This window comes from Pseudomonas sp. MH10, from assembly GCF_034353045.1.
GTDB lineage: Bacteria > Pseudomonadota > Gammaproteobacteria > Pseudomonadales > Pseudomonadaceae > Aquipseudomonas.
In genome coordinates this window covers 5,340,468-5,363,667 of record NZ_CP133783.1, presented here as the reverse complement: position 1 = coordinate 5,363,667, position 23,200 = coordinate 5,340,468, and the positions used below count along the sequence as shown (strand labels likewise).

Annotated in this window: 17 protein-coding genes; 2 read left to right on the top strand and 15 right to left on the bottom strand. The window is 53.6% G+C overall.

Going from position 1 to position 23,200, the window contains the following annotated elements; translation table 11 throughout:
- Positions 1-2: 2 nt before the first annotated feature.
- On the bottom strand, positions 3-734 hold the full coding sequence (locus RHM59_RS24220; protein ID WP_322285601.1) for an aspartate/glutamate racemase family protein: 732 nt from the start codon (positions 732-734) through the stop codon (positions 3-5).
- 336 nt (positions 735-1,070) lie between these two features.
- Here RHM59_RS24220 and RHM59_RS24215 point away from each other — a divergent pair, with 336 nt between their 5' ends.
- Positions 1,071-2,513 (top strand): NCS1 family nucleobase:cation symporter-1, encoded by a 1,443-nt coding sequence (locus RHM59_RS24215; RefSeq protein WP_322285600.1) that lies wholly within the window; start codon positions 1,071-1,073, stop codon positions 2,511-2,513.
- Positions 2,514-3,017: 504 nt separating this feature from the next.
- Positions 3,018-3,587, top strand: a complete 570-nt coding sequence (locus tag RHM59_RS24210) for a TetR/AcrR family transcriptional regulator (protein WP_322285599.1) — start codon at positions 3,018-3,020, stop codon at positions 3,585-3,587.
- Between the two features lie 38 nt (positions 3,588-3,625).
- On the opposite strand, the gene fabF is transcribed toward RHM59_RS24210, so the two are convergent.
- From fabF to RHM59_RS24140, 14 genes are all read right to left on the bottom strand, one after another.
- The gene (gene fabF / locus RHM59_RS24205; protein WP_322285598.1) at positions 3,626-4,900 is read right to left on the bottom strand and encodes a beta-ketoacyl-ACP synthase II; all 1,275 of its coding nucleotides are present in this window, start codon (positions 4,898-4,900) and stop codon (positions 3,626-3,628) included.
- 27 nt (positions 4,901-4,927) lie between these two features.
- Positions 4,928-5,725, bottom strand: a complete 798-nt coding sequence (locus tag RHM59_RS24200) for an SDR family oxidoreductase (RefSeq protein WP_322165543.1) — start codon at positions 5,723-5,725, stop codon at positions 4,928-4,930.
- A 247-nt stretch (positions 5,726-5,972) separates the two neighbouring features.
- Positions 5,973-6,311 carry a helix-hairpin-helix domain-containing protein gene (locus tag RHM59_RS24195; protein WP_322285597.1) on the bottom strand — a complete coding sequence of 113 codons (339 nt, stop codon included), beginning with the start codon at positions 6,309-6,311 and terminating at the stop codon, positions 5,973-5,975.
- 489 nt (positions 6,312-6,800) lie between these two features.
- Positions 6,801-8,798, bottom strand: a complete 1,998-nt coding sequence (locus tag RHM59_RS24190; protein WP_322285596.1) for a nucleoside-diphosphate sugar epimerase/dehydratase — start codon at positions 8,796-8,798, stop codon at positions 6,801-6,803.
- A gap of 90 nt (positions 8,799-8,888) precedes the next feature.
- On the bottom strand, positions 8,889-9,914 hold the full coding sequence (locus RHM59_RS24185) for a glycosyltransferase family 4 protein (protein WP_322183497.1): 1,026 nt from the start codon (positions 9,912-9,914) through the stop codon (positions 8,889-8,891).
- Entirely contained in the window at positions 9,911-10,882 is a 972-nt protein-coding gene (locus RHM59_RS24180; RefSeq protein ID WP_322285595.1) for an SDR family oxidoreductase, read from the bottom strand. The genes RHM59_RS24185 and RHM59_RS24180 overlap by 4 nt, the downstream gene beginning before the upstream one ends.
- 69 nt (positions 10,883-10,951) lie before the next feature.
- Positions 10,952-12,067: a glycosyltransferase family 4 protein gene (locus tag RHM59_RS24175; RefSeq protein ID WP_322285594.1), complete on the bottom strand. Its 1,116-nt coding sequence runs from the start codon at positions 12,065-12,067 to the stop codon at positions 10,952-10,954.
- Positions 12,064-13,209, bottom strand: coding sequence for a glycosyltransferase family 1 protein (locus RHM59_RS24170; protein WP_322285593.1), 1,146 nt, complete (start codon positions 13,207-13,209; stop codon positions 12,064-12,066). The genes RHM59_RS24175 and RHM59_RS24170 overlap by 4 nt, the downstream gene beginning before the upstream one ends.
- Positions 13,206-14,102 carry a GDP-mannose 4,6-dehydratase gene (locus RHM59_RS24165; RefSeq protein WP_322285592.1) on the bottom strand — a complete coding sequence of 299 codons (897 nt, stop codon included), beginning with the start codon at positions 14,100-14,102 and terminating at the stop codon, positions 13,206-13,208. Before RHM59_RS24165 ends, RHM59_RS24170 begins: the two co-directional genes overlap by 4 nt.
- Entirely contained in the window at positions 14,102-15,133 is a 1,032-nt protein-coding gene (gmd, locus tag RHM59_RS24160; protein WP_322285591.1) for a GDP-mannose 4,6-dehydratase, read from the bottom strand. Before gmd ends, RHM59_RS24165 begins: the two co-directional genes overlap by 1 nt.
- Before the next feature lie 584 nt (positions 15,134-15,717).
- Complete coding sequence (locus RHM59_RS24155) at positions 15,718-15,963, bottom strand: hypothetical protein (protein WP_322165552.1); 246 nt, start codon at positions 15,961-15,963, stop codon at positions 15,718-15,720.
- Positions 15,964-16,194: 231 nt separating this feature from the next.
- A complete protein-coding gene (locus RHM59_RS24150) occupies positions 16,195-16,392 on the bottom strand; it encodes a hypothetical protein (RefSeq protein WP_416195110.1) in 198 nt (65 codons plus the stop codon).
- 2,556 nt (positions 16,393-18,948) lie between these two features.
- The gene (locus tag RHM59_RS24145) at positions 18,949-20,706 is read right to left on the bottom strand and encodes a beta strand repeat-containing protein (RefSeq protein ID WP_322285590.1); all 1,758 of its coding nucleotides are present in this window, start codon (positions 20,704-20,706) and stop codon (positions 18,949-18,951) included.
- Between the two features lie 232 nt (positions 20,707-20,938).
- Positions 20,939-23,071, bottom strand: coding sequence for an acyltransferase family protein (locus RHM59_RS24140; protein ID WP_322285589.1), 2,133 nt, complete (start codon positions 23,069-23,071; stop codon positions 20,939-20,941).
- Positions 23,072-23,200 lie beyond the last annotated feature (129 nt).

Sequence of the window (23,200 nt, the reverse complement as noted above, 5' to 3'; positions counted from 1 at the left end):
CACTAACGGCTCAAGTGGGCGTAGCGTCCGGTGAAACGCTTGCTCAGCGGGAAGGCCAAATCGCCACGTTTCGATGTGCCCAAGCCTAGCTCGACCAGTGATTCCGCCAGTTTTACAGCAGCGCTGACGCCCTCAACGACCGGTATTCCCATGGCCTCGCTCAGCACTTGGCGCAGGTCCGCCATGCCACCACACCCCAAGACGATGGCACCTGCACCTTCTTCATCGCGCAGTCGACGCCCTTCAGCGGCGATGCGTTCGATCAAGGCTTCGTCGCAGTTTTCCAGCGCTAGTACAGGAATTTCAAGGCAACTGACTGACGTGCAAAGGTCCTGCATGCCATACCGTTGCAGCAGGTGCTCGGCAATTATCCGGGTGCGACCCAAGGTAGTGATCACCGCGAAGCGCGTAGCAACCAGACTGGCGATATGAAATGCCGCCTCGGCAATACCGATCACTGGGCCAATAGCCAATTCCCGCGCCGCCAATAGGCCGGGGTCGCCGAAGCAGGCGATGATGTGAGCGTCATAGCCGAGGGCCACGCCCTTCTGGATTTCTTCGAGCATGCCCACCGCAGCAATCGCCTCATCGAAATGCCCTTCGATTGATTCAGGGCCGTCTTCGGGACAACACGCAAAAATCTCTGTCCCAGCGCGAGCCACGGCCTGCGCGGCGACGCCAATTTTATGGGTCATCGCTTGGCTGGTGTTGGGATTGATCACTTGAATACGCATCGAAACGCTCACCTTTTGCGCAATATTTACAACAATTGTATACAACTATAAGCCATCGACTTGCGAGCAATCCAGCGCTAATTACCCTTATCAGTAAAGGCTGCAACCGCTGCACCGCATGGGCGCAGGTGCACCGCCATTGAGCATTCAGCTCGCATCCCGGATTGTTCCGCGTGAGAACACTCGGCTCTAAATCTCCTGAAACACCCGGCCCAATGGGGTTTAGGGCGTTGTAACGCTGTGCTTGGCACATATCGTGCGTACGAAATCGTATACAACAATGCCAGGTCGCGTACGCGATGTCAGTGCTGCCAGGCCTACAGGGAGAAACGTGTCATGAGCGAGCAACGTCCGGCGGGTTACAGCCCACGTCTCTACAACAAAGATCTTGGCCCACTGCCGCAAACGTGGAATTGGTACAACATATTTGCTTTTTGGATGAGCGACGTGCACAGCGTCGGCGGCTATGTGTTTGCCTCCAGCTTGTTTGCCCTCGGCCTGGCCAGTTGGGAAGTGTTGATCGCGCTGCTGGTCGGCATTTGCATCATTCAGGTCATCGCCAATTTAGTGGCTAAACCCAGCCAACAAGCAGCCGTTCCGTATCCGGTGATTTGCCGATTGGCGTTCGGGGTGTTTGGCGCAAATATCCCGGCGGTGATTCGCGGCTTGATCGCTGTGGCGTGGTATGGGGTTCAGACCTACCTCGCGTCCAGCGCCCTGATTATTGTGGTGCTGCGTTTTTTCCCTGAGCTGGCGGCGTATCAGCAGGTGACGTTCGCCGGGCTGTCCTACCTGGGCTGGTTCGGCTTTCTGTCGTTATGGGTCTTGCAGGCCGTGGTGTTTTGGACCGGCATGGATTCGATCCGTCGTTTCATCGACTGGGCCGGTCCTGCGGTGTACGCGGTCATGATGGTGCTGGCGGCCTGGATTGTCTGGCGCGCAGGCTGGAGCAACATCAGTTTTACCTTGGCTGAAAAACAGCTGTCTGGCTGGGAAGCGTTCGGCCAAACCATAATGGCGACGGCGCTGGTGGTTTCGTACTTCTCCGGCCCAACACTGAACTTCGGTGACTTCAGCCGATACGCTCGAAGCATGGCAGACGTACGTCGCGGGAATTTTTGGGGCTTACCGGTTAACTTTTTGGCCTTCTCGCTGGTCACCGTGGTGATTGTTTCCGGGACCTTGCCGATCTTCGGCGAAATGATCCACGACCCTATCGCCACGGTCGCCCGCATCGATAACACCACCGCTGTATTGCTAGGCGCATTCGCGTTTGTCACCGCCACCATCGGCATTAACATCGTCGCCAACTTCGTATCCCCGGCGTTCGATTTCGCCAACGTAGCACCGAGCAAAATCAGCTGGCGCATGGGCGGCATGATCGCGGCGGTGCTCTCGGTGTTTATCACGCCTTGGAACCTGTTCAATAACCCGGCCGTTATCCACTACACCTTGGACATACTGGCCGCCTGCATCGGCCCGCTGTTCGGCATTCTGCTGGTGGATTACTACCTCGTGAAACGTCAGCAGATCGATGTCGACGCCTTGTTCGATGACACGCCAGCCGGTCGTTATTGGTACACCAACGGCTTCAACTGGACCGCCATCAAAGCGCTGGTTGCAGCGGGCGTCATTGGCCTGTGCTTCAGCTTCGTGCCGTGGTTCCAACCGATCGCCAACTTTGCCTGGTTCACCGGTTGCATACTCGGCGGCGCGTTTTATTACCTGCTCGAACAGCGCACGCCAGCGGTGTTTGCAGCGACGGGTAGCAGAGCCTGAGGCGGCGTCGATCGCGTCGCGCCCTTCGCAGGCAAGCCTGCTCCCACAGGGTATTGACTCCACTGTGGGTTCAAGCGGGCTCCCACAGGGTATGGTGGGGCTGAAAGCGTGACTCCGCTGTGGGAGCAAGCTTGCTTGCGAAGGCCTGATGCGGCAAGTGAAATCCAGAAGTGGCATCGCAACAAACAAGCAGCAAGTGGCCAGCGGGCAGCTGTGGCCAGTAGGCGTTCACGAAGCTGCCGTTCGGTACGACGAAGATCTGCTGAAATTTGCTCGGTATATCGCCGCTAATCCACTTCACGCGAATCTGGTTGAAGGAATCGGCGATTACCCATTACGGGGCGCGGTTTGGCTCTGACCGCGCAAGGCTCCGCTGACCACAGGCAACACTCATTTGATCTGACCGACGGCGGGTTGAACCGCAAATGAGTGCTGCCGGGGTTTGTGGATCCATGACAAAATTATGGTCAGCATTTTATAGAGCCACGCTCGGGAGTTCCGGCAATGCGTTACTCGGAAGACCATAAAGCCCAAACCCACCAACGAATCATCAACGAGGCGTCAGCACGTTTTCGTCGCGATGGCATTGGCGCGACAGGCCTGCAACCGCTGATGAAGTCCTTGGGACTGACCCATGGTGGCTTTTATGCCCACTTCAAATCCAAAGACGACCTGGTAGAAAAGTCGTTGCGTCAGGCGGCCGACAGCCTCTCGAATCACTGCAACGAATTATTCAAAAAGGTGGACGACCCGCTGGCGGCGTTTATTGATCATTACCTGTCAGCGGCGCACCGTGAATCACCGGCAGAAGGCTGCCCGTTGCCGACCATGTCTGCGGAGCTGGGTCAGCGCGGTCAAGCCAGCATGATCACCGATGAAGTGATCAACAACCGGTTGACATCCATCGAGCATGGTTTGCCTGCCGCTAGCACGAATGCGTCAGAACTGAGCACTGTCATGTTGTCGGCGTTGGTCGGTGCATTGGTGTTATCGCGCAGCGCACTCGACCCCACATTGTCCGACCGGATTCTTGACGACACGCGTGAGTGGTTGAAGCAGCAGGCGAAGGGCTAGGGCCAGGTCTCCTGCAGAAAATCATAATCTGCCACCCATCACTCCTGATAGCGCTTGAACAACACGCTGGCATTGACCCCACCAAAGCCAAATCCGTTGGACAAGGCGTACTCGATCTCCATGGGCCGAGCTGCGCCGTGAACAATGTCCAACCCCTGCGCCGCGTCATCGGGGTTTTCAAAGTTCAGGGTGGCGGGCGCGATTTGATCGCGGATCGCCAAGACCGTAAAGATCGCCTCGATTCCGCCTGCCGCGCCGAGCAAGTGCCCAGTGGCGGATTTGGTGGAGGTCACCGCGATCGATGCCTGATCACCAAACAATGACTTGATCGCCGCCATCTCGCCTTTGTCGCCCACCGGCGTTGACGTAGCGTGGGCATTGAGGTGCTGGACCTCGGACGGCTGAATGCCGGCCTGACGAAGGGCTGCTTGCATCGAACGTCGTGCGCCGCTGCCGTCTTCCGGCCCCGCCGTGAGGTGATAGGCGTCGGCGCTGGTGCCATAACCGACCAATTCAACAATCGGTTTCGCCCCGCGTGCCAGCGCGTGCTCCAGTGATTCAATCACCAGAATGCCCGCCCCTTCACCCATGACAAATCCATCACGATCACGGTCGAACGGACGCGAAGCCTTTTGCGGCGTGTCATTGAACGCGCTGGACAACGCTCGTGCCGCAGCGAAACCACCGAGGCTGACTTTATCAATGGCCGCCTCGGCACCGCCGCAGATAGCGATATCTGCTTCGCCGCAACGAATAAGCCGCGCCGCATCACCAATGGCTTGAACGCCCGCAGCGCAAGCGGTCACTGGCGCGCCAAGCGGTCCTTTGAAACCATGTTGAATCGACACTTGACCGGCCGCCAGATTCACTAAAAACGACGGGATCGTGAACGGCGACAGACGGCGCGGGCCGCGTGCATCGGTCGTGCGAACCGCATCGGCAATGGCGCCGAATCCACCGATTCCCGAACCGATGATGGTCGCCGTCCGCTCTTGAGCGTCTGGTGTGTCAGCGGCCCAACCGGCTTGAGCCACCGCTTCCTTGGCCGCCACCAGCGCGTACATGATGAAGCGGTCCATCTTCTTTTGTTCTTTAGGCTCAGCCGCCATGTCTGGATCGAACCCGGCCTCGGCATCGTCGGCCAACAGCGGAACAACACCACCGACCTTGCCCGGCAAATCGCTTACGACGTCTTCGGGCAACCGAACCAATCCGGACTGGCCAGCCAGCAACCGTTTCCACACGGCTTCCACGCCAGTGCCTAAGGGCGAAACCAGGCCCATACCTGTGACGACGACTCGGCGTTCACTCATGCAATAACCCTCACGTTAAAAAGAAGCTCAAGCCTTAAAACGAGCAGCGGCACTGCTCAAGGACATATTCGGGGTCAACGCCGCACGGGCGGTCAAGAACGCCTCCCAATCGGCTGCGTTCGGCAACGACGGGATGGTGGCCAGCTCGCCCTGATCAAAACCGGCCAATGCGGCGTCAACCATCTCACCGACGTCCATTACCCACTCGGCTGGAAACGTGCTCAAGTCCATACCGCTGCGATCAAAAATCTCGGTGCGTGTAGCGCCTGGCATGACTGCCTGCACCCGCACGCCCGACTCTTTGAGTTCGGCATTCAGCGATTGCGTGAGGCTCAAGACGTAGGCTTTGGTCGCGGTATAAGTCGCGTTGAACATCTCCGGCGCCAAGGGTACAACCGACGCAATATTGATGATCGCCCCGCGCCCAGCCTTGGAAAAACCCTCCGCTGCGGCTGACGCCAAGTGAGTCAGCGCGACGACGTTAAGCTGAATCATTCGATCCAACCCGCCCAGATCCGACTCTGCCAACGTGCCAACAGAGGCCACACCCGCATTGTTAAGCAGCAGCGAAATAGACGCATCAGTGCGCAGGCGCTGTTCAACCTTCTGCAGATCCGCTTGGTCGATCAGGTCGGCTTTAAGCACTTCGACCTTTACGCCGGTTTCCTCGCGCAGCCGCGTGGCCATGGTCTCGAGACGCTCCTGATCGCGAGCGACCAATAGCAAATCAAAACCACGCTTGGCCAAACGATCAGCATAAGTGAAGCCGATGCCGGAAGACGCGCCAGTAATGAGGGCGGTGCCTTTGGTGTTGGAGGTGGTCATGGTGAGCGACTCCTGAGGGAAAGTGGTATTTATATTACGACTATAATCAAGCGCGGATAATATGATGGGTGCCATGCTGGGTGTCAAGGAACCCGAGCTGAGCGGACATGGAAATGGAAATGGAAATGGAAATGGAAATGGAAGGATAGACCGTCTGAGCAGCAGGACCGGTCGAAGGTGAGATTGTTTTGGACCACGCAAAAAAATGGCCGGTCGCATTGACCGGCCATTTTGTGAGCATTGCTGTTTAGTTGATGCCCACCTTGTCACGGTTTTTGTCCAGAATCGCCTTGCCAATGCCTTTCACTTCCAGCAGCTCATCGACCGTGGCGAACTCACCATTCGCTTCGCGATACGCAACAATGGCGTTGGCCTTAGCACTGCCGATTCCACTGAGCTCCTTTTGTAGGGTCTCGGCATCTGCGGTGTTGAGATTAATTTTGGTGGAGGTTTCAGCTGGCGTGGCAGCGGCGCTAACTGACATAGACGGCATCGGCGCCGATTGCGCGGCGGGCGCAGCACTGGCAGCAACGGAAGCGGTGGTTAAGAGTGCGAATAAGACCGACGAAAGGACAGCACTGCGCATAGGTGACGCTCCATAGAGTTGAAGTGAGAAGCAGCATTCCGAGGCTGCTTTTCAAAGGTAGTCGAGGGGAGCGGAACGTCAAAAGTGGATGGGTTACGAAATATTAGGCAGGGGTCGAGATCTAAGAGTAAATTTGTTTTTTGAATTACCGTGCGCAATGGGATGCATTGCGCGAAATCGATCAGAGCGGTAGGGAGCTTCAGGTGCCACCATGGTAAATTTTCTTCTGTGCTGGGGTGTTATTTCGGTTGTAGGGACGCTGATTGCTTTAAACCTGATTCGCAGTGGGAAGCGTAATAGCCGAGAAGTTGCAACCCAAGACTGTAGCCAGAAAGGTGAATCCCGCGAGACATCGGTGGAGTAATTGGGCTCGCCGTTCGTTTAGGCGAATGTGCCGACCGACCTGACTCGCTTTATATGAGAGCCGCCACCGTGGTAACGGCACAACAGGAGTCGAAAACCCAGGGAATTTATTTCGCAAATATCACACTAGGATGGATTCTTTTGATGCTGTTGGTGCACCCAATCAACGATCTCGCCGCCAGGACTGTAACCCTTCACCACCTCTCGAAGTAATTGACGTACCCGCTCGTAGTCATTTACTTCAACAGCCTGCATCAGCTCGCTCAAGCTTAGTCGGAGCTGATCCCATGTCAGATAATCCTCGTTGGCACGCATGATCATCGGGTGTTGCGTTTGTGCCACATTGTCGCCGATGAGTAGTTCCTCGTAGAGCTTCTCGCCCGGACGCAGCCCGGTAAATTCGACTTCTATGTCCCCTTGGGGATTTTTCTCAGACCGTATACTAAGTCCAGACAAATGGATCATTCGTTCTGCCAGTTCCACAATTCTAACCGGCTCGCCCATATCGAGAACGAACACATCACCCCCCATTCCCATGGAGCCAGCCTGAATAACTAACTGAGCAGCTTCGGGGATGGTCATGAAATAGCGAGTCATTTTTGGGTGGGTAACGGTGAGTGGGCCGCCGTTTTTTATTTGCTTGTGGAAGAGCGGTATGACCGACCCGGAAGAGCCCAGAACGTTACCAAAGCGAACCATTGTGAATCGGGTTTTATTCACTCGAGACACTTTCGTGCTGTCGCCAAACAGCACAGGAGCAATTTCCTGACTCAACGCCTGCAACGTCAGCTCAGCAAGACGTTTTGTGCTGCCCATGACGTTAGTCGGACGGACCGCTTTGTCCGTCGAGATCAATACAAAGTTTGCGACCCCGCACTGCAGCGCCGCTTGGGCCGTGTACAAAGTGCCCATTACATTATTCAGAATTCCTTCGGCGATATTATGTTCGACCAACGGCACGTGCTTATAGGCAGCTGCGTGGTAAACGGTATCAACCTTCCACATCTTGATGACTTCAAGAATTTTCGCTTTGTGTTGAACAGAACCCAATATCGGGAGTACCTCGACGTCCAACGATTTGCGCTTTTTGCTCAGTTCCAGCTCACCCAAAATATTGTAAAGATTGAATTCGGCATGATCGAACAACAACAGCTTCTTAGGTCCCAGTCCGATGATCTGCCTACAGAGTTCTGAACCGATAGACCCGCCGGCACCCGTAACCAGCACCACTTGGCCTTTGATGCCCCGTTCCAATAATTCCTCTTGCGCCGGTACGGAATCGCGCCCCAATAAGTCTGCGATGTCCACTTCTTGAATGTCGCTGACTTTGACTCGCCCACTGGCCAGATCAGTAAAATTAGGCACGCTGCGGATGTGCAACGGGAAACCTTCTAGAGATTTTAAGATCTCTCGACGGCGAGTTCTGGACGATGAAGGCAACGCTAACAGCAGCTCGGTCGCCCCGGTCACGTCAATCATATTTTGTATGTGTTTAGGCTTGTAAACCTGCAGGCCGGCTATTATTCGATTGGAGATATCAGGATCGTCGTCTATGAGCGCTACCGGAAGCATCGCCCGGCCCATGCGAAGCGCCGCGACCAGCTGATTTCCAGCAACGCCAGCCCCGTACACTGCGACCTTTGTCAGGCCTTCATGCTTTTTAGAAAAAGGGACGTAATGTGCACCCGAAAACCAATTACCCATGAAGTATTGACGCATCACAAGCCGCAACCCGCCCACGATAACCAGGCTCAACCACCAATAATTAAAGATGATTGAACGCGGCACTAGCGTTTCGTGGTTACTGTAGCAATACACAACAAACGCAAGCACCAAAGAAGATAAACTGACCGCTTTAATAATGGCAACGAGTGCATCATTGCCAAAGTAGCGCATCACCGCCCGGTACATTCCAAATCGAACAAAAAAAGGAATGGCCACGATAGGCGCACTGATAAACAACCACGTGTGCTTGTTAAGCGGGTTGATCAAGTTATCAATACCAAGACGAACGACGAAGGACATCCACAAGGCAATCCAGACAAGCACTATGTCTGTCACCACCTGCAACATTCTTTTTTGCCTTTTAGGCAGCCCTACCAGATATGTGCGAAGTTTATCCATTAGTCGTTGTCCGTGGCCAGCTTCATTACTCGACCCGCCAATTATACGTACATTTGCGGCCGGGGGCGTGAGGTTGGACAACCGATTGTCCTAAATGGCATGCTGATTTTCTCGCGCCCCGGCATGAAATTTCCAAGCCAGTATTACAAGCGGAGTATAGGCAAGGAGAATACCCATTGCTCCGTCAAGCCCAAAACAGGCAACGGCTGTCGCCAAAGGCAACAGCCAAAACAGATTAATCAGCCCGACCGCGATTGTAACCGGCGGGTGTCGCCTGTAATGCCGAGAGGCAAACTGGTAAGCATGACTGCGATGAGCTTCATAGGCTTTCTCGCCCCGGGCGAGTCGACGAACCAATGTGAATGTCGCGTCCACGATGAACACACCCATCAAAATGATCCAGGCCCAAAAATACTCTGATCTAACCCAAGCGCTTTGAATCGATAAAGCCGCCAAGGCCATGCCAAGAAACGAGCTTCCAACGTCGCCCATGAAGATCTTAGCAGTGGGAAAATTCCAAAGTAAAAAGCCCAGTACGCAAGCTGCCAGTAACAACGGGGGGGCCATCAAAGCGGTGTCACCCTTTAGCCAATAGACCCAACAGGCGCCAATACACACTGAAACTGCCTGAACCCCGGCTATGCCGTCGATTCCGTCCATAAAGTTGTAAAGATTCAACATCCATACAAGATAAAGAGCAGCTAAAACGTATCCCGACCAGCCAAAGTCAACTGACAGTCCGAAGAGGTGCAGGGTCGGAAATTTCCCGATCCAAACCAATACCCATCCGGCGGCGAAGAAATGTCCCAGCAACCGCCAGCGGGCAGCCACATGCTGGTGGTCATCGATAAACCCCACCACGGAGACAATGAGTCCTGCCCCGGCCATGCCAGTAAAAACAATGGATGTAATAGCACCGGACCACAACAAATACGAAAGCGCGCACAAGAAGACAATAACAATGGCCACTCCGCCGCCGCGGGGCGTAGGTAAAGAATGCGAACTTCGAGCGTTAGGGATGTCCAGCAAACTTCGCGCAAGCGCATATCGGCGAAGCACAGAGGTCAGGAAAAACGACAAAAACGCAATTGCGGGAGTGAGCCACCAATAACTCATGAGTTACGTGATTCCAAAAAGTGTTGTGCAGTCATTCGCAAACCTTGATCAAGGCTGACCGGAGGCGTCCAGCCCAATAGCTCTTGATTCTTGCTGATGTCTACTTGCAAGGAGCCGAACAGCCGAGAAGATAAATCTCGTCTTCCAAGCAACGTGGCCACACCGTGCATTAACCAAACGGGCACAGGCATAAGCCGTGCGGGCTTGCCCAACGCACTGGCGAGTTTTTTCAACAATTGCTGCGTAGAAACATCTTGGCCATCGCTGACCAAAAAAGTTTGGTTTGCTGCACGCGGATGATTGATACACGCCACGATAAGGCTGATCAAGTTTTCCAAAGACACCAAACTGCGCTGATTATGAACAGCACCCAATGGCAATGGAACACCCCTGAGCAGCCACTGCATCATGGTCAAGAAGTTTGCCCTCACGCTCGGACCATATACCAACACCGGACGGATGATCACAACTTCCATGCCCGTCGAGGCCGCTAAACGATACAAGCCTGTCTCGGCCTCTAGTTTGGATACTCCGTAAGCGTCTTTGGGGGCCGGGTCATCGTGCGCAGAGAATGGTTTTCCGGGCAAGGTGGACTCGCCATTCACCTTGATTGAGCTGATAAATATGAACCGTTTGACACCGGCGGCGGCAGCCTGACGAGCAAGGTTGAGCGTGCCCTCTACGTTTACTTTTCTGAACTCAGCCAAAGGATCTTTAACGGTCTCACTCATCACATGTACTCGCGCCGACGTATGAACAACGAACTCGACGCCCAGCAGTGCGGCGTACCAATCGGTGGACGCATCAAGGTCCTCAATTGGCAGAATCTCTACACCCACGGGGAAATTGACACGCGGGTTTCTGACCGGGGCTTTAACGAAAAAGGCGTCAGACGAAGCGAGGTGCCTGACCAGTGAAGAACCTAGAAAACCGGTCGCCCCGGTGACGAGAATTGAATGATCGGCCATTTCAATAACTCAAGTAGATAAAAGGTAAGATGCAGAACAACCCATGATAACTACGGGAGTGCTCCATTTTCATCGATGCAACAGCGCTTTATAGACTTGCGCATAGGACTCAGCCATTACGTCAGCGGAAAATAATTCCTCATAACGTCGCAGCGCATTTTCCCCCATGGTAGATGCCATCTCAGGATTCTGCCAAAGCGTCAGCATCGCTTGCCCTAGCGCAGCGGAGTCACACGGGGGTACTACCAAACCGGTTTCACCCGCAATATTGATAAATGTAGTCCCTGTACCGATTTCGCAAGAAATCATAGGCTTGCCGTACATGGCGCCCTCCAGCAATGAGATCCCAAACGATTCAGATCTGAGGTGCGAGGGAAAGACAAATGCGCTACACAGCTCAAGTAACGCAGCCTTGTCTACGTCGGGTAAAAAACCCACGAAATGCACGTTCGTCAAACCTAGGCGCGCTGCTTTCGCCTTCAGCTCTCCTTCCAGATGCCCACCCCCCAGGATAACGACGGGAAGCTGGGTGGTTTGAGCCGCATCCAAAAGATAGTCGAGCCCCTTGTAGTATCTGAGCGCACCGATAAATAAGAAAAAGCGACTGCCAACCAATTTACGCCAATAGTCGAGTTTTTCGACTGAGGACGTGGGGTAAGTATCCCGGTCCAAGCCGTACGGAATGACACGCACCTTAGCGCTGAACTGCCGAAGCACCGGACTGCTTTGGGCATAATTGGGTGATGAGGCGACGATACAATCCACACAGGATAAAAAGCGCTGCATCAGTGGCTGATATAATTTAAGCAGGGTCTTCTGCTTGATAATATCCGAGTGATAACTAACAACCGTCGGTTTTTTTATACGGCTGGCGAAGTGCACCATGTCCATAAAGGGCCATGGAAAATGGTAATGGATTACATCGGCGCTCTTCGCCAGCGCGGCAAAATCTTTAAATACAGAAACTGAAAAGCCGGTAGAGGCGCAGTGAAAATCGAGTTTGGAGCGGTGGCTTAAGTGGTGCCCAACAGCCACATCCGACGCCGCACCCTGGTGACTCAAAGAGAGAACTTCCGATTCAAATCCATGGCGAGTGCCGCCTTCGGCGATTTGAAAAATGACCTGCTCGATACCCCCCATAGTGTCTGGATAATACGTTTTGAAAAAATGCAGAACTTTAATCATGACCCACTGACCACTGTCTTATAAACGTGCAGCGTTTCCATAGCGCAGCGCTCCCATGAGAAGGAAGCCGCGTGCAATAATCCCTGTTCCATCGCTGATGCGCGCCAGGACTCGTCCTCGAGCCCGCTTTGTATCAGTGCCGTCAACGCTTCGACGTCCGTTGGCTCACACATCAAGGCAGCCTTTCCGGCCACCTCAGGAAGAGAAGAACTATTCGAGCACACTACCGGTATACCGGAGCTCATTGCTTCAAGTACCGGCAAGCCAAAACCTTCATATAAAGAGGGAAACACAAATAGGCGTGCGCCAGCGAACAACAGCGGTAAATCGTCGCTCGGCACAAAACCCAGATAGTGAGCCCAGCCTTCACGCTTCGCCGATTCCAAACGTTGATGAATAGCGTCGTTCTGCCACCCGTGATAGCCCGTCAAAATGAGCGGCCAACGGACGCGCAGCGCAAGGGGCAGCCGCGCATAACTATCCAGCAGGGTTTCAATGTTTTTGCGCGGCTCTATCGTGCCCACGAAAAGACTGTACCCACCGAATTGAAGGCCATGTCGCTCAAGCACTTCGCGCAGCACAAGTGGACTGCGCGGATGGAACTCGGCAGAGCTGGCAAGGGGGACCGTGTGAATACGTTCTATTGGCCAGCCAAAATACGCGGCCAGTTCACGGCGGGTATAGTCGGAATCAGTGATCAAAGCATCCGCCCTGAGCAACGTCGTCTTCAGTTCTTTCTGCAGATAACGCGCGAGCTGAGGGGCGTGGCAATGCTCCCAGGTAAAGGGCGAAAGATCGTGAAACGTTGCAACACTGGGCCCCGCAAATGGCGGCAAGTAGTAGTTTGGGCTGTGGTACAGAAAGTCTGAATGCCCTTTCAACGCCTGCTTTCGCAGCAGGGGCATCAGAAGTCTGTAGGCCTCAATCGCTAAAAAGTTTTTCTGGACCGCCCGCTTCAGGCCATAGCCGCTACCCGACTCGTCGTTTGCAACCGGAAGGTCTGCCAAAAACCGCCGGCCGGCGAAAAACTGCAGGTCAGTGATGTCGGGATTTTTCTGCAGTCGCAGAGCGAGCTCGTAGGTATAACGCCCAATGCCAGTCAGCGGAAATCGGACCGGCTCAACAGAGAGGATCAGCTTCATTCAGTCGTCAACATCCAGCCCAACGTTTCAGTCAATGCAGGAGTTTGCCAACCCGGGATTAAAGATCGTAACCGCGAGTTATCCCCGCACAACGTTTTAACCTCATTGGCGCGAACAAAAGCCGGATTCACCTCAACCTCAATGTCGTGCCCCGTGAGTGCCTTGCACATATCAATCACTTCACGAAGCGAATGAGTCACCCCAGAACTGACATTCACGGTTTGGCCAAGGGGCTTTGCTTCAATAAGACCTCGATAGGCCTGCACCAGAGCGCGCACATCGCTGAAGTCCCGCCACACGTCCAGATTGCCCAATTCAATTTTGGCGGCTCGGCGGCGAAAATGCGCCACGATTTTGGGCAAGAGGAAGTTTTCAGCCTGCCCGACGCCGGTGTAATTAAACGGACGGGTAATAACCAGAGGTAGACGGCCCTGCCATAAGTTAGCCATGTGCTCCATGGCCAACTTGCTCACGGCATAGTCGTTAGCGGGCGATGGCGGGGTCGACTCACTCAGCAACCCCGCAGAAGCGTTGCCATACACATTGGCACTGCTTGCGAGCAATACACACTCGAGCTTTTTCCCACACTCCGCCAATGCGACCAGCAGATTATGCGTACCGATCAAGTTGACCTCGTAAAATGCCTCGGCGGCACCATGCCCGACAAAAGCCAGTGCTGCGAGGTGAACAACCACATCTGGCTGAATCTGCGCCAGCAAGGTGCGAAGACCAGGTCCATCAGCAAGATCTATCTGGTAATAATTCACGTCATCGGAAGGTTGGCTGCCCAATCCGATCACTTCATAACCATTCGCTTGCAGTTCATCGGCCATGTAACGACCGGTAAAGCCGTGAATCCCTGTAATCAGCGCACGTTTACCAGCAATAGTCATCAGAATGAAACACCTTGTTGATTACGGCGAAGGTCCGCCTCAACCATCATGCGGCACAATTCCTCCAAGGAGGTTTTTGGTTCCCAGCCCAATACTCTTTTCGCTTTTGCGGGATCACCTATCAGCAACTCGACTTCGGTTGGGCGATAGAACTTTGGGTTGATCGTCACTAACACTTTACCGGTGGCAGCATCGATGCCCTGCTCTGCTTCAGCCTCACCTGTCCATGAAAGGGTGATATCAACGGCCTTGAACGCCATGGATACAAAGTCGCGAACGGTCTCGGTACGGTTCGTCGCAAGCACGAACGTGTCCGGTTCATCCGCCTGAAGCATGCGCCACATGCCTTCAACGTACTCCTTGGCAAAGCCCCAATCGCGCTTTGCGTCCATGTTGCCCAGTTCCATCCGGTCCAGAAGGCCCAAACTGATCTTCGCGACGGAGTCAGTAATTTTACGGGTCACAAATTCACGACCGCGCAACGGGGACTCGTGGTTGAACAAGATTCCGCTGGTGGCAAAAATGCCATAGGACTCACGGTAATTGATCGTCATCCAGTGAGCATAGAGCTTGGCAACACCGTAAGGGCTGCGCGGATAGAACGGCGTACTTTCGACCTGAGGTATCGCCTGAACCTTTCCGAACATCTCCGAAGTCGATGCCTGGTAAAAACGGATCTTGGGATTAACAATACGAATGGCTTCGAGCAAATTGACCGCGCCAAGGCCAGTAATCTCAGCCGTGGTCAACGGTTGATCGAACGAAACACCCACGAAACTCTGAGCGGCAAGGTTGTAGACCTCTGTTGCTTCGGTGGTCTGCATCAGGCGGATGCTTGCAGACAGATCCGTCAGGTCATACTCGACTAGATGCAGGTTAGGGTGCTGACGAACACCCAACTCATCAATGCGCCAAAAATTGACAGAACTGGTACGGCGGTAGGTGCCATATACGGTATACCCCTTACCTAGCAGCAATTCTGCGAGATAGGCGCCGTCTTGCCCAGTAATGCCGGTAACGATTGCTTTCATGGGAGTCCTTCGAATTCCATCTAACTTGCTCAAAATGCAGATTTTGTTGCTATGTTCAAAGCGGATTCTATGGGGTTTTTGAACAGGGGCAGAATCATACCTGCTGAGCAACGCTTATACGACCAAGACCGTCGGGTATTGGGTCCAAATACTTCGCGAATACTTCCCGACTTTACGAATGGCCTCAACGCCCGCCGGTTCCATCAGCTGCTTGGCTGCAAAAAGGGTGGGCCTTGCCCTCTACGTGCTGCCGGCACTCGGCACTGGCCAATCTTGTACCCCGTGCGAGGCTTGCGTAGGGTCGCCCGTATTCTCCAGACGAAAAAAAACGCCCAAGGAAGGTTCCAGAGGCGTGCCTGGGATGCAACATTGCCTAACAACACGGCATTCGGTGGTCGCGCAAACTTACTTACGCGATTTACGAAGACCGTAACAAGCGCGTTTCAGCAAGTACCGAGTAGCAACAGTACAGCAGGGTCAATTCTGCCAACCTCTTCACCCCGTCGGGCTAGCTGCACGCCGGCATTATAAAGGCCCCACGCGGGGCTTGCCAACCGAGCCGACCGAATGCGACGTTTATCAGCTCAATGAGCGAGCCCAGGCCTCTCTGCGCAATGAAGGCATACATCATTACGCACCACTTTGCCGCCGATCTGGTGCAGGACAACAGAGATATCTTCGATTTCAAGGTGCATACCCGGCGTGCCTCGGTAGTCGTCTGAATCAAGGTCAAGGTGTACGCCGATCTTCAAGTGGGGCAACGGTCCGTCGGACTCAATGCTGGCGACCTGATGGTTCTCTCCAAGGATAAAAATATACGTGTGCTTCATTCTGCTTCCATAGAAAGTCTATTAATGAGGGTCAAGCTACTATCACGACCGACTGGATGCTACTGGACTTTCGTACAGGCGCAGTCATCGCTTACAACTGTCGCGGGCTAGGTTAAACGGCTATTACGCTGTTCGTGCAGGGGACATTCGGCTTATGGGAATGAGGTGTCAACTAAGCAAAGATGAGGCGAAGGCTTGTCCGCACTTGTAGTGGGCACCAACGTGTCAGCCTTAATCGGCTTGAACACCCTTGATGTGCTCAAGGCGCAGCGGATAGCCCTTGGAGCCCTGCACAACCGTTTCGCTTTCAACCGTCTGAATGACCCGGCCATCTGCATCCTTGGTTACAGAAACCGTCTTGCTGTATGAACTCGGAACCACGCAGCCAAACAATGCAGTGACGGATAAGACCAGAATCAAATACTGAATGTGCTTCAAGAAGACCTTCCTTGGGTAAATTTGGTCTCGGACTTTAGCAAATCAATTACGCCGACGATATGGCCAGGCGATGTCGGTAGAACTGTGTGGGTTAGGTTGCAGGGTGCCAGGACTGAAGCTTTCCCGAATAAATTCGGTCCCACGGATTTTGGAGACACACATTTTTGTTGACGCTGCCCAAGGCTGCGAAGCCGGTACGGCTCTTGGACTTCAATGACACAGTTGACGACTGTGGGAGCAGGCTTGCCTGCGAAGAGGCTCGTCATCGCGCTGCTGATATCGGCTTAAAACTTGGGTCGCCTGCATTGACGCTTTCGTTGGCAAGCCAACTCCCACGGGGACTTTGGCAGACATGAAATAGTAAACACTGAATCTTGTTGCCGCCTCAGTAGCAAAAGATAACCCATTAATAGTGGGAGCAGGCTTGCCTGCGAAGAGGCTCGTCATCGCGCTGCTGATATCGGCTTAAAACTTGGGTCGCCTGTATTGACGCTTTCGTTGGCAAGCCAACTCCCACGGGACTTTGGCAGACATGAAATAGTAAACACTGAAATCTTGTCGCCGCCTTCAGCAGCAAAAGAGAACCCATTAATAGTGGGAGCAGGCTTGCCTGCGAAGAGGCTCGTCGTCGCGCTGCTGATATCGGCTTAAAACTTGGGTCGCCTGTATTGACGCTTTCGTTGGCAAGCCAACTCCCACGGGGACTTTGGCAGACATGAAATAGTAAACACTGAATCTTGTCGCCGCCTCAGTAGCAAAAGATAACCCATTAATAGTGGGAGCAGGCTTGCCTGCGAAGAGGCTCGTCATCGCGCTGCTGATATCGGCTTAAAACTTGGGTCGCCTGTATTGACGCTTTCGTTGGCAAGCCAACTCCCACGGGACTTTGGCAGACATGAAATAGTAAACACTGAAATCTTGTCGCCGCCTTCAGCAGCAAAAGAGAACCCATTAATAGTGGGAGCAGGTTTGCCTGCGAAGAGGCTCGTCATCGCGCTGCTGATTTCGACCTGAAACTTGGGTCGCCTGTATTGACGCTTTCGTTGGCAAGCCAACTCCCACGGGGACTTTGGCAGACATGAAATAGTAAACACTGAATCTTGTCGCCGCCTCAGTAGCAAAAGATAACCCATTAATAGTGGGAGCAGGCTTGCCTGCGAAGAGGCTCGTCATCGCGCTGCTGATATCGGCTTAAAACTTGGGTCGCCTGTATTGAGGCTTTCGTTGGCAAGCCAACTCCCACGGGACTTTGGCAGACATGAAATAGTAAACATTGAAATCTTGTCGCCGCCTTCAGCAGCAAAAGAGAACCCATTAATAGTGGGAGCAGGCTTGCCTGCGAAGAGGCTCGTCGTCGCGCTGCTGATATCGGCTTAAAACTTGGGTCGCCTGTATTGACGCTTTCGTTGGCAAGCCAACTCCCACGGGGACTTTGGCAGACATGAAATAGTAAACACTGAAATATTGTCGCCGCCTTCAGAGCAAAAGATAACCCATTAATTGTGGGAGCAGGCTTGCCTGCGATCGGCTGCGCAGCAGTCATAAATCAGTAACTCAATTCTTTCAGCTAAAATCGAGTCAGCCCATTGAGACCGCTTCGGACAAGCTCGCGTCTTAACTGTCGATATTTTAATGCGTGATGTTTGTTTGATAAGAGGGGCCGGAGACTGCGATCAGTCCGAAAAACCTTCGCCAACAAGTTGGCGCCCACAGAGGGCCGCCCGATTCTAAGGTGAGCGCGCTCAATTACGCCGCTGAACAACAGCAAGCGCAAACTACAAATACACAGAGATTTCGGCCGGGGATATCAGCAGTCGCGTTTACTTCAGGGCTTGAGGAAAGCGCCAGTAGCCAATCGGGAAGGCATCCCGAAGATTGGAAGAGTGGGCCGCTGTTTCAAGTGTTCATGGCCATGATGAGGCAAGCTATGGTCGAGAACCGTGCTGCAATGCATAGCTGTTACGCGACAGGCGATCGTCTGGAAAGGGCGCATGAAAGATAATCTCGTTGCTCACTGGGCCAGTGGACAAGCAGCGTGCCGCACTGGGAGAGCTCAAGCTCAGCTTAGGCGTGCACATCAAGTTTTGGGTATCGCGAAAAGATAACTTGCGCCAAGTATCTGGGCCTGTTTGCTCATGGGTTTCATTGAGACTCAAGCGTTGAAGCTGCGCAAATGATCGATATGAACTAAGTGATCGCACTTCAAAGACTAGCTGCTCAGGAACACATGAGGCAAGTAACGGAGTAAGAAGTGTGCAGCGGGGTTAATGTTGCCACCCCCTTCACCCCGTCGAGCTAGCTGCACGACCACATTATAAATGTTCTCAGAGCGGCCCGCCAAGTCATCCCACAGCATGCGGACAAAGTGTCGTCTTGGGATATACAGCGGGTTTTCATTGAAAACGTTTTCTGCCTGATATTGATCTTGAGATCATGTGCAGTCATCAAATCGCGCCCATTAAAAAACCCACCTTTTTGACGGGGTGGGTCTTTCGAGAGCCCTTCACAAGGCCCGAAGGCCCAGTGTTGGATTCACATCAGCGCTTATCAGACGTAGCTGACAATGCCGTTTGCAACCGACAGGTGATCAGCAGTGACGCCGGTCAGGGTGATAACTTCTGCGTGACCAGGTGTAACTACACCGGTAGTCGCGTTAACAGTTGAATCAGCGCTGCCGTAGTTTGCGGTTTCTACAACAATCTGAGTGTTGCCAGCGGCTGTCTTCTGAAGGAAGAATTCCAAAGCATTACCGTTACCGGTAGTCAGAGCGCCATTGTTGTAAGTGTAGCCAGCGCCTAGAACGATGCTGTCGCCAGCAGAGAAGTTAGCGATGGATACAGAGGTATTGGCTGCAACAGCCGTTTTGAAGTAGAAAACGTCAGACAAAACCTTGTTAGCGTCAGCCAGAGGAGCACCACCATTGATGTCCTGGACGCTCAGCTTGGTAACGTTTGCAGCCGAAAAGGTGCTAATTGCAGTGCCAGCATCAACGACAGCTTTGTTCAAAACTGCGTACTGACTGGTGACAACCGTATCGACAGCAACTTTGGCGTCAGCAGCGACGGCCGCAGTAACCAGACTAGTTGCAGTAGTCACCAGAACTTTGTCGACGATGTAGGAGTTAAGGGGACCACCACCCGGAGCTGTACCAGCAACGTTATTCAGAGTTGTGGTAGTCGTACCCACTGTAGCAGTGGTGTTAGCTACAGCCAAAGCCTTAACGCCGCCGTCAACAACTTCAGCACCGAAGATAGCAACCTTGTTCAGCTCTGTAACCAAGCTAGCTTGTGCGGATGCTGTCTTGGTCGTATCCGACAAGAAGGCTAAAACCGCTGCAGCGTTAGCGAACGCAGCACCGTTGTTTGCCGCAGTTCCCAAAGTTGCCAGAGTTACAGTAGTGCCGGCTGCTACAACAGCAACGTCCAGGCCTGCTACGCCAGCAGCTGTCACTGCAGCAATAGCAGTGTTTGCTACAGTGGCAACTTTCTGAGCTGCAAAAGCGTTTTCATAGGCAGTGATAGCTGCTGCGCCACCGGTCGCGGTTGACACTAGAGCTTTTTCTGTAGCCAGAGCTGCTGTGGTGTTGGATACGTTTGCATTCAACGTTGCTGTGCTAGAAGCAGACACAGTAGTACGTGCGGTAGTATCGGTACCTAGAACAGCGCTGGCTTCTGCAGAAGTAACGGTGCCGTCAGAGTTAGTGTCCAAAGCAACGTTGGTGCCAGCAGTAGCAGTACCGTAGGCAGTGACTGCGCTTTGAGCTGCAACAGACGCGTTGATCAGACCCAAACCAGGAACCAGACCAGCCAAAGTACCAGTCGAGATTGCAGTAACAGCAGTGCTAACCGAAGCAGGAGTGCTGTTCACGCCAACTAGTACCGAAGTGCCAGCAGTAGTGTTGTAGTTAGCACCAACAGCGTCAGTGTAAGTCTGAGCAACAAATACTTTGTTGTTGATAGTAGTTTGGTCTTGTGCGCCAAGGTTGCTCACGATGGTGGCAACCAGTGTAGCGGCAGTCACGGAACCGCTGGCCAAAGCAGCAACCCAGAACGCTTTACCGGTTGCATCAGAAGCACGGCCCAAAACGTTGTTGTAAACCTTGTCAACCAGAGCGTCGTTAGCCAGGCCTGTGTAAGCAGCCTTGTATTCGGCGCTCAGGGTGAAGCCTGTTGCAACAGACTGGATGGTAGCGGTGCCAGTAGCGATAGCATTAGCCCAGAACGCCAGACCAGCGGAGTCAGCTGCGCGGCCCATGTAACCTACGTACAGTTGTTGTACTGCTGCGATTTGTGCTTGAGTTGCCATTTCGGTACTTCTCCAAAATTATTAGTCGAATCGACAGGCAGGCTTGGGTGTTGCGGGCCCGTCGGCCCCAGCCTGGGTGCAGTGCCCCGTATTGGGGCAAGCCCCTTTGTAAATGGTGTTACTGCCAAACGCACTTAGTCCATTTCGTTTCGATTCCATACCAACGTTCGGACTATTTGCTATTAAGCCCGGCCATCCTACACAGCTTTCCCACGTACAAACAAGAATATTCCTACAGGGATCTGTCTTTAGATGGGGCACCAGAAATGTTCGCGGCCGGTTTCCCCAATGGCAGAAGGCGTTTCGCCATAAATTCTGTGAAATCTTTTAAAAGCAAAACGTTGCCGTTGCCGCTCAAATGATCGCCATCAAGGAAGAGCGGTTTGCCATCACGGAACGCATTGCATGCTTGACCTGGGCACAAAATTGGGAATGGGTCCCAGACAGAAACATTCGGAACCTGCTGGATGATCGCGGCGAAAGACTGCAAAACAGGTGCGCGGTAGCTTTCCATAAGTGCTTTCGGCACGCTGAAACCGGGTGCGCAAATCGGGTTGTTGTGGTTAAACCAGTCAGCGCAACGAAAGGGCGGAGCACGAAATATCGGTTTTGGGCCCTCGAAAACGATCTGTACGCCTTTGTCAGAAAACCCTTTCAAAATAGCCACTGCGTCTTTTATTACCCGCTCGCGCCCGGCATCGGCGGCCGGCCCGAACATTATGGCGTCGGCGTCTTGTTCCCCAAACGATATCCATTGATCCGAGAGCCGCGCCAAGCGCAGGGACGGCAAAAACAACACATCCCCAGGCTTGATCCGAGTGTGAAGGTCTTCCAGCGACGCTTTGGCGTACTGCTGACACTGAGCGTTATCGTTTTCTCTGTAGGGTTGCAGGCTAATGAACGGGCAACCGCCGTTGTTGTAAATAAACACCTGGGTGCTGTTGCGTATGGCGTATTGCTTGAACAGGCCTTCGTACGCCAATGCGTGGGAGTCGCCGATCACATAAATACTGTGTTCGTTAATTGGGCGCGGTGTCACACAGTGGTAAGGCTTGTAGATCATCATCAAGCCGCCACCCACATCGCTGTACTCCGGTTCGGCGAGGCAACCGGGGTTTTCGGGGCTAAACCAGGAACCATGGGGGTACCAGTCGTCCTGGTTTTTACTCACGGTGCTGAGAGAAATCTGGTGTTCATAGAGGGCGATCGTGTCAGCGCCCCACCAGCTAGCACCGATGCACGCCAGGCCAAGGGTAATGACCGCCGCCTGTGACAACCGAAGAAGGGAGCGCGAATGGCGAATCGTGTTTTCAATCCATGTGTACGAGGCAATGGCGAGGGCAAACGCCAGAACCGTTGCCAAAAAGCGCAGCAAAGGCGTGTCAATTCCGACTGTCCAGCGAAATAAAACAAACACTGGCCAATGCCAAAGGTAAAGAGAATAGGAAATGCGGCCGATATACACCAGAGGGCCGTTACCCAAGAGTTTATGCAGGCGCTTGAGCTGCGGGTGATGGTGCAGATAGTAAATAATCCCCACGGTTCCCACGACAGCAGGCAAGGCACCTGGAAACGGAAAATAGCTCGATGACGTAAACGCCAGCGCCCCCAACAACAGCAGCAAAGACAGGGCGGCAAAGAATCCATTCCTTGGCCCGGACGACAGGGTTTGGACCACCGGTTTTTGTTGGGTTAATTGAAACAGCAACACCCCGGCGGCCAGTTCCCAAAAACGGCTTGGGCTGAGGAAGTAAGCTGCGGTAGGGCTGACGGCACTCTGCCACCCCGCGAAGATCAGCGAGGCCACGCCGGCCACGACAAACAGGCCAATGGACAGCCCACGGCCCTTACGACCACTTAGCCACGCGAGGAACATCAGCGGAAAAACCAGGTAGAACTGCTCCTCCACCGCCAGCGACCAGGTGTGGGTGTAGGGGTTGAAGTCGGTGGTGGGCGCAAAATAGTCACGACCGGTCCGGGCCAGGATGAAGTTACTCAAACCGAAAAACGCATAGAGCCCGGTCTTCTGGTTAACCTCGCTGAGCCACGAAACCGGTACGAACAACGCAGTGACGTAGGCGGTCACCACTAAGCAGACGATCAGCGCCGGGAAGATCCGCTTGATCCGCCGAGCATAGAAATAGCTGAAAAATTGCAGCAGACCACGTCCACGAAAACTGACGATCGAGGCACTGACGACAAAGCCAGAGATGACAAAAAATACGTCAACCCCAACAAACCCACCCGGCAACCACGGGCCGTGCAGGTGATAAATAAGCACAGCGAGGACGGCCAAGGCCCGTATGCCGTCGATGTAAGGAAAGTAGGGTGTGCGAGCAACAGGGGGAAGCGGTGTCAAATTCATCGGTTTTCTCGCAAAAATCGCCGCAACCCTAATTCGCCTTTCAGCACGTAACAAGGCAAGGGGAATGTTTCTTTTCGGATTCTGATGATCCAAATGGCCTGGATCGATGGATAGGTTGTTCGCTAGTAG

Coding starts and splice junctions, on each gene's coding strand:
- RHM59_RS24220 (WP_322285601.1), bottom strand. CDS start 734: ATGCGTATTCAAGTGATCAATCCCAACACCAGCCAAGCGATGACCCAT.
- RHM59_RS24215 (WP_322285600.1), top strand. CDS start 1,071: ATGAGCGAGCAACGTCCGGCGGGTTACAGCCCACGTCTCTACAACAAA.
- RHM59_RS24210 (WP_322285599.1), top strand. CDS start 3,018: ATGCGTTACTCGGAAGACCATAAAGCCCAAACCCACCAACGAATCATC.
- fabF (WP_322285598.1), bottom strand. CDS start 4,900: ATGAGTGAACGCCGAGTCGTCGTCACAGGTATGGGCCTGGTTTCGCCC.
- RHM59_RS24200 (WP_322165543.1), bottom strand. CDS start 5,725: ATGACCACCTCCAACACCAAAGGCACCGCCCTCATTACTGGCGCGTCT.
- RHM59_RS24195 (WP_322285597.1), bottom strand. CDS start 6,311: ATGCGCAGTGCTGTCCTTTCGTCGGTCTTATTCGCACTCTTAACCACC.
- RHM59_RS24190 (WP_322285596.1), bottom strand. CDS start 8,798: ATGGATAAACTTCGCACATATCTGGTAGGGCTGCCTAAAAGGCAAAAA.
- RHM59_RS24185 (WP_322183497.1), bottom strand. CDS start 9,914: ATGAGTTATTGGTGGCTCACTCCCGCAATTGCGTTTTTGTCGTTTTTC.
- RHM59_RS24180 (WP_322285595.1), bottom strand. CDS start 10,882: ATGGCCGATCATTCAATTCTCGTCACCGGGGCGACCGGTTTTCTAGGT.
- RHM59_RS24175 (WP_322285594.1), bottom strand. CDS start 12,067: ATGATTAAAGTTCTGCATTTTTTCAAAACGTATTATCCAGACACTATG.
- RHM59_RS24170 (WP_322285593.1), bottom strand. CDS start 13,209: ATGAAGCTGATCCTCTCTGTTGAGCCGGTCCGATTTCCGCTGACTGGC.
- RHM59_RS24165 (WP_322285592.1), bottom strand. CDS start 14,102: ATGACTATTGCTGGTAAACGTGCGCTGATTACAGGGATTCACGGCTTT.
- gmd (WP_322285591.1), bottom strand. CDS start 15,133: ATGAAAGCAATCGTTACCGGCATTACTGGGCAAGACGGCGCCTATCTC.
- RHM59_RS24155 (WP_322165552.1), bottom strand. CDS start 15,963: ATGAAGCACACGTATATTTTTATCCTTGGAGAGAACCATCAGGTCGCC.
- RHM59_RS24145 (WP_322285590.1), bottom strand. CDS start 20,706: ATGGCAACTCAAGCACAAATCGCAGCAGTACAACAACTGTACGTAGGT.
- RHM59_RS24140 (WP_322285589.1), bottom strand. CDS start 23,071: ATGAATTTGACACCGCTTCCCCCTGTTGCTCGCACACCCTACTTTCCT.